Source organism: Colwellia sp. PAMC 20917, assembly GCF_001767295.1.
In the GTDB taxonomy this organism is placed as follows: domain Bacteria; phylum Pseudomonadota; class Gammaproteobacteria; order Enterobacterales; family Alteromonadaceae; genus Colwellia_A.
Map to the genome: position 1 here is coordinate 4,013,369 of NZ_CP014944.1, position 12,215 is coordinate 4,025,583.

11 protein-coding genes are annotated in these 12,215 nt (G+C 36.6%); 5 read left to right on the top strand and 6 right to left on the bottom strand.

The features are described 5' to 3' along the window. Positions 1–6: 6 nt before the first annotated feature. The 3 genes from A3Q34_RS17185 to sodB form a co-directional block, all read right to left on the bottom strand. Positions 7–1,284 carry a YeaH/YhbH family protein gene (locus A3Q34_RS17185; protein WP_070376456.1) on the bottom strand — a complete coding sequence of 426 codons (1,278 nt, stop codon included), beginning with the start codon at positions 1,282–1,284 and terminating at the stop codon, positions 7–9. A gap of 45 nt (positions 1,285–1,329) precedes the next feature. Beyond that, positions 1,330–3,264 (bottom strand): PrkA family serine protein kinase, encoded by a 1,935-nt coding sequence (locus tag A3Q34_RS17190; RefSeq protein WP_070376457.1) that lies wholly within the window; start codon positions 3,262–3,264, stop codon positions 1,330–1,332. Positions 3,265–3,626: 362 nt separating this feature from the next. Then, positions 3,627–4,208, bottom strand: coding sequence for a superoxide dismutase [Fe] (gene sodB / locus A3Q34_RS17195; protein ID WP_070376458.1), 582 nt, complete (start codon positions 4,206–4,208; stop codon positions 3,627–3,629). 311 nt (positions 4,209–4,519) lie between these two features. Between sodB and A3Q34_RS17200 the strand changes: the two genes are divergently transcribed. The 3 genes from A3Q34_RS17200 (at position 4,520) to A3Q34_RS17210 (ending at position 7,027) form a co-directional block, all read left to right on the top strand. Continuing rightward, positions 4,520–4,858 (top strand): Grx4 family monothiol glutaredoxin, encoded by a 339-nt coding sequence (locus A3Q34_RS17200; protein ID WP_070376459.1) that lies wholly within the window; start codon positions 4,520–4,522, stop codon positions 4,856–4,858. Between the two features lie 141 nt (positions 4,859–4,999). Continuing rightward, positions 5,000–5,605 carry a peroxiredoxin gene (locus tag A3Q34_RS17205; protein ID WP_070376460.1) on the top strand — a complete coding sequence of 202 codons (606 nt, stop codon included), beginning with the start codon at positions 5,000–5,002 and terminating at the stop codon, positions 5,603–5,605. Between the two features lie 1,047 nt (positions 5,606–6,652). After that, positions 6,653–7,027, top strand: coding sequence for a hypothetical protein (locus tag A3Q34_RS17210; RefSeq protein WP_070376461.1), 375 nt, complete (start codon positions 6,653–6,655; stop codon positions 7,025–7,027). On the opposite strand, the gene rnt is transcribed toward A3Q34_RS17210, so the two are convergent. Next, positions 7,024–7,737 (bottom strand): ribonuclease T, encoded by a 714-nt coding sequence (gene rnt, locus A3Q34_RS17215; protein WP_070376462.1) that lies wholly within the window; start codon positions 7,735–7,737, stop codon positions 7,024–7,026. The two genes, A3Q34_RS17210 and rnt, sit on opposite strands and share 4 nt — an antisense overlap. 183 nt (positions 7,738–7,920) lie before the next feature. Here rnt and A3Q34_RS17220 point away from each other — a divergent pair, with 183 nt between their 5' ends. Then, positions 7,921–8,787: a flagellar protein MotY gene (locus A3Q34_RS17220; protein WP_070376463.1), complete on the top strand. Its 867-nt coding sequence runs from the start codon at positions 7,921–7,923 to the stop codon at positions 8,785–8,787. A 101-nt stretch (positions 8,788–8,888) separates the two neighbouring features. After that, positions 8,889–10,739 (top strand): M1 family metallopeptidase, encoded by a 1,851-nt coding sequence (locus tag A3Q34_RS17225; protein ID WP_070376464.1) that lies wholly within the window; start codon positions 8,889–8,891, stop codon positions 10,737–10,739. A gap of 83 nt (positions 10,740–10,822) precedes the next feature. Here the strand turns inward: A3Q34_RS17225 and A3Q34_RS17230 are convergent, their stop codons facing one another. Both A3Q34_RS17230 and cysZ read right to left on the bottom strand, forming a co-directional pair. Then, the gene (locus A3Q34_RS17230; protein WP_070376465.1) at positions 10,823–11,209 is read right to left on the bottom strand and encodes a hypothetical protein; all 387 of its coding nucleotides are present in this window, start codon (positions 11,207–11,209) and stop codon (positions 10,823–10,825) included. 216 nt (positions 11,210–11,425) lie between these two features. Next, positions 11,426–12,178: a sulfate transporter CysZ gene (gene cysZ / locus A3Q34_RS17235; protein WP_070376466.1), complete on the bottom strand. Its 753-nt coding sequence runs from the start codon at positions 12,176–12,178 to the stop codon at positions 11,426–11,428. Between the last annotated feature and the right edge of the window lie 37 nt (positions 12,179–12,215).

The window sequence follows — 12,215 nt, forward strand, 5'->3', positions numbered from 1 at the left end:
ATTAACTTAGGCTGCTTTACTCTGTTTTTTCTTGAAAAGCTCTCTAAAAACAGGATAAATATCTTCAACGCTTTTAATATGTTGAATTGCAAAATGTTCTGTATAGGCTGCAATTTCTTGATATTGCTGCCAAAGTGTTTGATGAGGTCGTTGTGATATTTCAATGTAACTAAAGTAGCGTGCTTTAGGTAAAATATGTTCAGTGAGTAATTTTTGACAACGAGGAGAGTCATCGGCCCAGTTATCACCATCAGAGGCCTGCGCGGCGTAAATATTCCATTCGCTTTCCTTATAACGCTCATCCATTATTTTAATCATTAAATCTAATGCACTTGAAGCAATAGTGCCGCCAGTTTCTTGCGAATAAAAAAACTCTTCTTCATCAACCTCTTTTGCTTGTGTGTGGTGTCGAATATAGACCACATCAATCGTTTTATAGGTGCGGGTGAGAAACAAATACAATAAGAGATAAAATCGTTTGGCAATATCTTTAGTGGCTTGGTCCATAGAGCCTGAAACATCCATTAAACAGAACATCACCGCCTTTGATGTAGGTAGGGCTTGTTTTGTATAGTTTCTAAAACGTAAATCAAAGGTGTCAATAAAAGGGACTTTACTGATTTTACCTTTAAGCATGTCGATCTGATTGTTTAGGTCTTTAATTTTTTGGACATGATCATGTTTATCAGCCATTAATGCTGCTAAGGCAAGTTCAAGGACTTTCAACTCTTTACGCTTGGTTGATGTCATGGCAATACGTCTTGCTATTGATCCCTGTAGCGATTTTACAATATCTATATTTGAGGGGACGCCTTCAGCACAATAACCAGAGCGAACAGTCTTATAATCAATTAACGTATCCAATTGGTTCTTTTCTAAATTTGGCAATTCAAGATCTTCAAAAAGTAAGTTCAAATATTCATCTTTAGAAATAGAAAAAATAAAATCATCATCTCCCTCACCAGTGTTACTGGCATCACCTTTACCGCTACCTTGTCCTTGCTGCTGAGGAGGGCGTTTGATTTGATCGCCAGTTGAAAATTGGTCATTACCCGGGTGAACTCTATCTTTAACCCCCCCTTTGCCCTGATGAAAAACAGGTTCAGATAAATCTTTTTTGGTGATGGTAATGTCCTCACCACGATCAACATCAGTAACACTGCGTTTATTAATCGCTTGTTCAACGGATTTCTTTATTTGGCTTTTATAGCGTTTAATAAAGCGCTGGCGATTAACCGTGCTTTTGTTTTTGCTATTTAAGCGTCTATCAATAAAATTCGCCATATTTTCCTCCTACTTTATTGGCTTTTTAAAACAATAAAGTACAAGTTAAGAAGACTTTCTTACGCGTAAATACCACTCTGACAGTAACCGCACTTGTTTTTTTGTATAACCTTTACTCATCATGCGTTCTATAAAATCGTCATGTTTTTGCTGGTCGTCATTCGATGTTTTGGTGTTAAAGGAAATAACGGGTAATAAATCTTCAGTATTCGAGAACATTTTTTTCTCAATAACCGTGCGGAGTTTTTCGTAACTTGCCCAGTTGGGGTTCTTACCGTTGTTATTCGCTTTAGCACGTAATACAAAATTGACAATTTCATTACGAAAATCTTTAGGGTTACTAATGCCAGCAGGTTTTTCAACTTTTTCTAATTCATTATTTAAGGCTTCTCGGTCAAAAAGCTGTCCAGTTTCAGCATCGCGATACTCTTGGTCTTGTATCCAAAAATCAGCATAAGTGACATAGCGATCAAAGATGTTTTGTCCATATTCAGAATAAGACTCTAGATAAGCCGTTTGAATTTCCTTGCCAATAAATTCTATGTATTGAGATGACAAGTAACCTTTAATGAATTCTAAATACCGCTCGGCTGTTTCTTGGGGTAATTGATCTCGTTCAATTTGTTGCTCGAGTACATAAAATAAATGTACTGGATTTGCAGCAACTTCTAAATGATCAAAGTTAAAAACGCGTGATAATATTTTAAAAGCAAAACGTGTTGATAGCCCAGACATACCTTCATCCATACCCGCATAATCACGGTATTCTTGATACGACTTAGCTTTTGGGTCGGTGTCTTTTAAGCTTTCGCCGTCATAAACGCGCATTTTAGAATAAATACTAGAGTTCTCGGGATCTTTTAAACGTGATAGTACAGAAAACTGCGCTAAGGTTTCTAACGTATCTGGCGCACAATGTGCATTTTTTAATTCACTGTTTTCGAGTAATTTTTTATAAATTTTTACTTCTTCAGAAACCCGCATGCAGTAAGGGACTTTGACCATATAAACGCGGTCTAAAAAGGCTTCGTTGTTTTTGTTATTTCTAAAGGTTTGCCATTCTGACTCATTAGAGTGCGCAAGCAAAATGCCGTTAAAGGGCAGGGCTGATAAGCCTTCTGTTGGATTATAATTACCTTCTTGTGTTGCTGTTAACAACGGATGCAATACTTTAATGGGGGCTTTGAACATTTCGACAAATTCCATCATGCCTTGATTCGCTCGACACAATGCGCCTGAATAACTGTAGGCATCAGGATCATTTTGTGAAAAGTGCTCTAATTGTCGAATATCAACTTTACCAACAAGGGCTGAAATATCCTGATTGTTATCGTCACCAGGTTCTGTTTTTGCAATGGCTATTTGATCAAGAATTGAAGGATATAACTTAACGACCTCAAATTTTGCAATATCACCTTGATATTCATGCAGCCTTTTAGCCACCCATGGCGACATAATGGTCTTTAAATAACGTTCTGGTATTTTATATTCTTTCTTTAATATCTTGCCATCTGCATTTGCGTCGAATAAACAAAAAGGGTGGTCATTTACTGGGCTTCTTATGCCATTAGCACTGAGCACATAGATAGGCTCTTGCTGCATTAATGCTTTTAATTTTTCAGCTAATGATGATTTGCCTCCCCCCACAGGCCCTAATAAATAGAGAATTTGTTTCTGTTCTTCCAACCCTTGCGAAGCATGTTTAAGGTAGGCAACAATCTGCTCTATAGCGTCTTCCATGCCATAAAAGTCCTTAAAGGCTGGATAGCGAGCAATTACCCGATTAGAAAATATACGGCTTAAGGTAGGTTCATTTGAGGTGTCTATCATTTCAGGATCGCCAATAGCCTTTAATAAGCGCTCAGAAGCGGTGGCGTAAGCAAGTTTGTCTTTTTGACAAATAGCTAAAAATTCTTGAATACTAAAGTTCTCTTCTTTAGCTTCATCGTATCGTGATTGATAATGCTGAAAAATACTCATAACTGCCTCCATAAGGGAAAAAATTTGCAGATGAGTAAAAACTTACCGTAGTACAAAGTCGATATTGTTTAACTCATTCAAATAAGACCGAGAAACTATCGATATTCGCTTCAACAAGACACTAAACTTTGCATTGAAACGAGTATGTCTACCATTAAGTCTAGACGGTATTTTTTGAGGTTGAGAATAATTAGAGATTTTTTTGTAAGCAAGGAGGAAAATATAAAAGTCTTTTATATTGAATTAAAAATAAATAGGACACTTTTATTGAATTTTATGTATAAAAAAACCAGAGTTGGTACTCTGGTTTTCAATAAAATTCTTAATTAAAGGTTAATAAATTAATCTTTAATGAATATAAATTAAGCGAAGTTTGCCGCAGCAAAATCCCAGTTAGCTAATGCCCAAAAACCAGCCATGTAGCTTGGACGAAGATTACGGTAATCAATGTAGTAAGCATGTTCCCATAAATCTACTGTTAATAACGGTGTAACGCTCTCATCAGTTAATGGTGTTGCAGCATTTGAAGTGTTAACGATAGCAAGGCTACCATCTGCTTTTTTCACTAACCATGTCCAGCTTGAACCAAAGTTGTTGATTGCACTTTCAGTAAATTTTGTTTTAAATTCAGCGAAAGAACCAAAGCTTGCATTGATCGCATCAGCCAAAGCGCCTGTTGGTTCACCGCCGCCGTTAGGGCTTAGGCTGTTCCAGTAGAATGTGTGATTCCAAATTTGTGCTGCATTATTGAAAATGCCTGCTGATGAAGTCTTTACGATGTCTTCTAAAGACTTGCCTTCAAAATCAGTACCTTCAATTAATCCATTAAGCTTTACAACATAAGTGTTGTGATGCTTACCGTAGTGAAACTCAAGTGTTTCAGCTGAAATATGTGGTACAAGTGCATCTTGTGCATAGGGTAATGCGGGTAATTCAATAGCCATTAGTTTCTCCAGAAATGGGTTATACAAATTTATTTTTGCGCAAAAATAAAGAAGTTGTGTGCTTTTATTTAAAAACCAGTTAAAACCTAGTAAACTAGTCAAGTATTATTAAAGCCTGACTAGTGTACCCATTTATATAGGTTTTGCCAGTGTAAATATCAAGCCTGTTATTGTTTATTCTACTAAATAAGTGCTTTTTAGTCTTTATTACCTTGATTATTTTAGTGTCAGACTCCATTAATCAAAGTAATAAACATTAAATTTTATATTGTAAAGATCGAGGTTTTTTCGGTCGTAATTAGAGGTATCCCATGGAAACTATTGAACGTATCAAAGAACAACTTTCTGAAAACACTATTCTGCTTTATATGAAAGGTTCTCCTAAATTGCCTAGCTGTGGCTTTTCTTCACAAGCATCACAAGCACTAATGCAGTGTGGTGAAAAATTTGCTTATGTTGATATTTTACAAAACCCTGATATTCGTGCCGAATTGCCAAAGTATGCTGATTGGCCAACATTCCCACAATTATGGGTTGACGGTGAATTAGTCGGTGGTTGTGACATCATTATGGAAATGTTCCAACAAGGTGAATTACAAACCTTGATCAAAGAAGCTGCAGAAAAAAATAATTCTGAAGAAAAAGCTTAATATCATTTTAGAAACTGACGTTAGCTAAATTTTTTATTAAAAAAGATGAAAAGTAAGTTGAAAATCACCTTATCGTCTCAATAATAGATGTACGTCAGTTTTATGATTTAAATCAATTTAATAAAAATATTGGAGAAAAGAATGAGTGTATTAGTTGGCCGTGCAGCACCAGATTTTACTGCAGCAGCAGTTTTAGGTAGTGGCGAAATTGTTGATAGCTTTACGTTATCGACAGCAATTAAAGGTAAAAAAGCCGTGGTATTTTTCTACCCTCTAGATTTTACTTTTGTTTGTCCGTCTGAGTTATTAGCTTTTGATCACCGTATGGAAGAGTTCAAAAGCCGTGGTGTTGAAGTTATTGGTGTTTCTATCGATTCACAATTTTCTCATAACGCATGGCGTAACACTCCAGTAAACGAAGGCGGTATTGGCCCAGTACAATATACTTTGGTTGCTGATACAAAGCATGAAATCTGTAAAGCATACGATGTTGAACATCCTGAAGCGGGTGTTGCATTTCGTGGTTCTTTCTTAATTGATGAAGAAGGCAATGTACGTCATCAAGTGATTAACGATTTACCATTAGGTCGTGACGTTGACGAAATGATCCGTATGGTTGACGCATTACAATTCCACCAAGAGCACGGCGAAGTTTGTCCAGCTGGCTGGAACAAAGGTGATAAAGGTATGACTGCTTCTCCTGAAGGCGTTGCATCTTACTTAGCTAACAATGCTGACAAGCTTTAAGGTAATAGCTTAGGCTTTAGTTAGCCGATGTAATTATTAAAAGTAATAAAAAAACCGCTTAATTGCGGTTTTTTTATGTTCAGGAAGAACGGTATGTCACGGTGCCAAGGACGGCAAAGAGTGACGATGTTCAATTCCGTCATGCTGAATTTATTTCAGTATCTGTTTTTTGTTTTGTCAACGACGAGATCCTGAAACAAGTTCAGGATGACGGCGTTTTTACGAGTTGTATTTTAGTATCAGGATGACGGTGCCTTTTGCTAGTTGTATTTCAGTATCAGGATGACGGTGTCTTTTTCGAGTTGTATTTTAGTATCAGGATGACGGTGTCTTTGTGAGTTGTATTTCAGTATTTAAGCACTGGCTCTTGAGGTCGTCATGCTGAATTTATTTCAGTATCTAAAGTACTAGATCCTGAAACAAGTTCAGGATGACGGTGTCTTTGTGGGTTGTATTTCAGTATATAAGTACTGGCTCTTGAGGTCGTCATGCTGAATTTATTTCAGTATCTGTTTTTTGTTTTGTCAACGACGAGATCCTGAAACAAGTTCAGGATGACGGTGCCTTTTGCTAGTTGTATTTCAGTATCAGGATGACGGTGTCTTTTTCGAGTTGTATTTTAGTATCAGGATGACGGTGTCTTTGTGAGTTGTATTTCAGTATTTAAGCACTGGCTCTTGAGGTCGTCATGCTGAATTTATTTCAGTATCTAAAGTACTAGATCCTGAAACAAGTTCAGGGTGACGGTGCCTTTGTGAGTTGTATTTCAGTATTTAAGCACTGGCTCTTGAGGTCGTCATGCTGAATTTATTTCAGTATCTAAAGTACTAGATCCTGAAACAAGTTCAGGATGACGGTGTCTTTGTGAGTTGTATTTCAATATCAGGATGACGGTGTCTTTTGCGAGTTTTATTTCAGTATTAGGGTAACGGTGGTTTCATTAAAGAGGATAAATAATAGAAAGTGACAGTGTTTAAAATTAAGCCAATCAAAAGTTGAAAATCAACCTACACTTAATTTATCACCTTATTGATTTATGGAATCGTTTTGTTTGTACCTAAGACGCTTTATGAGAACTTACCGTTCGCGTATTTTATTGTAAGTGGTTATTTACTTACCTTTAATATGACATGGCCTATGCTTATTTCTGCGGCACTATTTTATAGTGCTGCTTGTGTTACATTAGTTACTCGTTCGGCTTGTCGAAGACTCGATAAACAAAAAAAACTCGGTATAAAAAATAAAATACCTGAACTCTTCTATGAATATTTACCCTATATTTACAACGCTATTGGGGTATTTACCCTGATGGTCACCAAAAATTCACTCTTTCAATTTTTTGCATTCACTTTGATAGTTTTAGCGGTTAGAAATCTATTGTGCCGACATAATAACCGCAGTAGCTCAGCTAAATTATTTTAATCGCTTGCCGGTGTATCACTATCTTGTTGTTCTTCATCGGCTATTGCTAGGGGCCAACCACCCATTTTTTGCCATTTATTAACAATAAAACAAAAAAGTTCAGCGGTTTTTTCGGTATCGTATAATGCCGAATGAGCTTCACTGTTATTGAAGTCTAACCCTGCCGCTAAACAGGCTTTTGCAAGAACAGTTTGTCCAAGCGCTAAACCAGATAATGTTGTGGTATCAAAGCTAACAAAAGGATGAAAGGGTGATCGCTTTATTAAACAACGTTCAACGGCTGCATTGACAAACCCCAAATCAAACGCGGAATTATGAGCAACCATAACGGCACGCTGGCAGCCGGCAATTTTCATCTTTTTTCTAATTAATTTAAAAATTTCTGTTAACGCTTTGTTTTCATCAACAGCACCACGTAATGGGTTTGTTGGGTCTATGCCAGTGAACTCTAATGCCGCTTGCTCTAAGTTGGCACCTTCAAAAGGTTCTACGTTAAAGTGAATTGTTTCATCAAGAGAAAATTGACCTGTACTTTCATCTAGCGATAAAGTTGTTGCTGCTATTTCCAATAAAGCATCAGTTTGTGAATTGAAACCTGCTGTTTCAACATCGATGACTACTGGGAAATAACCTCTAAAGCGCTGTGCAAAAGCACTTTTAATATTTTTATCAGCAGAACTCTTATTTTTAGTATCAGGATTTATACTCATGTTTACATCTTTTTTAAGTTAGCATTCAATTTCAAGGCGTAAATTATCGCAGAAAAAAAATGTAAACTCTATGCGAACACTATGATGAAGCTTGAAAGTTATGAAAATATTGCTGATAACTGCTAAAGTTATAGAATATTGGGTCGATAACAGATAAGTGGCAAGATAAAAGATAAATATTTTATGAAAAAAACTATCATCACATTATTATTATGCGTATTTGTTAGCCAAGCTAATGCTGGTATTCGTCAGTATGGTGCTGACTTAGAACACGCTAATTGGCAGTTAACTAATAACTCTAGGTTAGAGTGCACTTTATCACACCAAATACCTAATTATGGTGAAGCAAAATTCTATAGTACGGCAAGCCGTAAAATGAATATGGAATTTGAACTCGATATGATGCGTTTACCCGATACTTATTCATTAGCAGAAGTTCGTTCTGTTGCGCCTAATTGGCGCCCTGGAAAAAATGGTCGAACTATTGCCAATATGAAACTTCATAAGCAGTTTGCGCCAAGCCTACCGAAAAAGGTTGCTTGGAATATGCTTAATGAATTAGAGCAGGGCATGAACCCCACGTTTTACTATAACGATTGGTATAGCGACAACGATCTTATTTCTGTTGGTATATCAACGGCTAAGTTTAATCGTGCCTATCAAGAATTTATTGGTTGTGTTAGTAACTTACTTAATTACAATTTTGATGATATTTCTTACACAGTATTAAATTATCAATTTGGTGGTGACAGCTTAACTAAATCATCTAAAAAGCGTTTAACGATGATCGCAGAGTACCTTACTTTAGATCAAAACTTAGAGTTGGTGCTTATTGACGGTTATACTGACAGTTATGGTGGCAGAAACGATAACTTGAAAATATCGAACCGCCGAGCAAACACGATTCGAGAGCATTTTGTTAAAAGTGGTATAGACCCTGGTCGAATTGAAGCAAAAGGTTATGGCGAAAAACGTCACATTGCTGCCAACAATACCGTTATTGGTCGTGCACAAAACAGACGTGTTGTTATTAGAATGGAACAACCGTAAAGACGAATGTACTGCAAAAAAATTATTTTATAAAGAATCAGTTGAATAGGCTGGTAGGTTATCTTAACCTATCAGCCTATTTTTTTATTGGATCTTCCATAATGCGACCATTGTTTAAGTCTTTATTTGCACTATTGGTTTTATCGAGCTTTACAAGTTTGGCAAAAACCAATGACGCATACACCTATGCTAATTACGACCAAGTAAAAACAACCCATATCTATTTAGATCTAGCGGTTAATTTTGATGAAAAATCACTCGCTGGTTTTGCAGAATTATCGTTAGAGTGGTTAAGTAAAACTTCGCAGCCTATTATTCTCGATACCCGAGATTTAATCATTGACCGCGTTATGGCTCAAACTGAAGCAGGACAATGGCGTGGGGTAAGTTTCACCCTTGCTAACCGTGATAACGTGTTAGGTTCGAAACTCACCATAAACAATACTTTTAAAGCACAAAAAATTCGTGTTTATTACCAATCAACTGAAAAAGCATCAGGTTTACAATGGTTGTCAGCTGAACAAACGGCAGGGAAAAAGCATCCTTTCTTATTTAGTCAAAATCAAGCGATTCACGCACGTTCATGGATCCCGGTGCAAGACACACCTAGTGTTCGCGCAACTTATACCGCTCGTATTACTACGCCTGATAATTTATTAGCGGTAATGAGTGCTAATAACGAACCTAATACCGCTCGTGACGGCGATTACTTTTTTAGTATGCCGCAAGCAATCCCTGCTTATTTAATTGCAATTAGTGTCGGTGATTTAGAATTTAAAGCGATGAGTAAGCAAACGGGGATTTATGCTGAAGCCAGCATTTTAGAGGCAGCGGTTAGTGAGTTTGACGATACACAAGCGATGATTGATGAGTCAGAAAAAATCTTTGGTCCTTATCGTTGGGGGCGCTATGACTTACTGATATTACCGCCTAGTTTTCCTTTTGGTGGTATGGAAAACCCACGTTTGTCTTTTATTACCCCAACAGTTATTGCTGGTGATAAAAGCTTAGTCAATTTAATTGCTCATGAACTTGCTCATTCTTGGTCGGGTAACTTAGTGACTAATGAAAGTTGGCGTGACTTATGGTTAAACGAAGGTTTTACCAGTTATGTTGAAAATCGTATTATGGAAGCGGTATTTGGTGAAGACCGAGCCGTTATGGAACAAGCGCTTGGTGCACAAAGTTTAAATTATGAAATTGCTGAATTAGCGCCGGGTGATACTCAGCTTTATATCGACCTTAAAGGGCGTGATCCTGATGACGCATTCTCAGGTGTTCCCTATGTCAAAGGTCAGTTGTTTTTAATGTTTTTAGAGGCTAAGTTTGGTCGAGATAAATTTGATACTTTTATTTTAGATTACTTCAACAGCCATGCCTTTGAAAGCTTAGGTACTGCCAATTTTGTTATTTATTTGAAAAAGAATCTTACTGATAAATATCCAAATATTGTTAGCGATACAGAAGTTAATGAATGGATTTATGAACAAGGATTACCCAGTTCCGCGCCGCAGCCTACATCAAGTGCATTTACCACTATCGACGGTCAAATTAATAGTCTGTTAAGTGATAAAATAACGTTAGCGCAATTACCAACTAAAGCATGGACTTTGCATGAATGGCTGCATTTTATTAATAACTTGCCGGTAACATTACCGACTGAGCGGATGAGTGCACTCGATAAAGCGTTTAACCTTACCGCCAGTACTAATGCTGAAATTGCGCATGCTTGGTACTTATTAGCCTTAAGAACCGGTTACGATACTGTTTACCCTGCGATGTCAAAATATCTCATTGCTATCGGTCGTCGTAAGTTAATCGTACCGCTTTATAAAGCGTTAGCTGAGACACCTGCAGGTAAAGCTTGGGCACTTAATGTCTATGAAAAAGCGCGCCCTGGTTATCATGGTTTAGCGCAAGGCACTATTGACGGTGTCTTAAAAGCTAAATAACATTCAACTAAAATGATAAAATAAAAACGCCACGTTAACATTTATTAACGTGGCGTTTTTTTATGTGATTTGTGATGTATATATTATTTATTGCTGTTTTCTTCAACGATCACATCAACTTGTCGTAGCTGGTTTTGCTGTGAAATAACAACTCTGATGCTATGTTTTTTTTCACTAAAGTTTACTGTTAAACGCCCACGTTTCCTTTCTTGGTTTAACGCTTGCCCATATTCTTTTTGATAAAACTGGATAACTTCCTCTTCGGTACTTTTTGTAAAATAGTTGATAACTGCAGGTGTCTCATCGGTAAATTCAGCAAAAACTCGCGCATCACTCATGGCCGGTATGGTCACCATTGCTGTTTCTTCTGCGATAGCAAAGTTGACGTTTATTAACATAAAAGCGACTAATAGTGTTTTCAAGGAACAAGCTAATCGACTTGATAAATTTACGGTACTTAGGTTAAACATAATATTTGATCCTTTAACGGGCTTAGCTAAATCTAGTGTGTTGCTAGGTAATTATCAAGAATATTGTTAATAATCTAATCATTACCGCGATATAAGGTATTGTTTAAATAACCAATTATAATAGCGGTAATAAGTACCTAATCGTATAAATAACGCTAACTAACTGATTAATAATTAATTAACATGAACGGTCAACAAAATCATCTCGAAAGTTCATTAGGTATCAACAAAGTCATTTCTGTAATGATCAACCCATAGCGCGGTTGCACCACATATAGCGACAGGCATGACCACTAGATTAATAATAGGGATCATTGAAAATACTGCCGTTGTAATACCAAAGCTATAACTTAATCCTTGCTTTTGTTTGAGTGCGTAACGCATTTCATTAAAGTCAATTTTATGATTATCAAATGGATAGTCTTTATATTGAACGGCCATCATCCAAGCTAAAAATAAAAACCAAAATATTTGTCCTATAACTGGCAGTATCCAATAAAGAATAAAAAAACCAATAGCGCGCGGTAAATAATAGCGTAATTTACACCATTCTCTTGATAACGTTCGTGGTACATCTTTTATAACATCTAGGGTTGAAGCGGGTGGTATTGTTTTACCACAGAGTAATAATTCCATCTTTTCTGATAGCAAACCATTAAAAGGTGCGGCAATCCAGTTGGCGACTGAACTAAATATAAAAGAAAACATCACTAACAAAAATAATAAAGCGACTGGCCATAAGAAAGCACTTAACCAAGACAGCCAATCAGGAAGCCAGTTATCGAGCATAGTCATATAGGTATCAAGTTCTAAAAAAAGACTATAAAAGGCGACACTAAATAAGACTAAATTAACCAGTAGGGGTATAAACACAAAACGGCGAATACCTTTTTCTCTGATTAATTCAAAGCCCTTAATAAAATATCCGGCACCACTGTTAGCTAACGGTTGATTAATAATTGTATTCATTGGCTGATTTTTATCCTTACATGCTGTTTTAACTGTG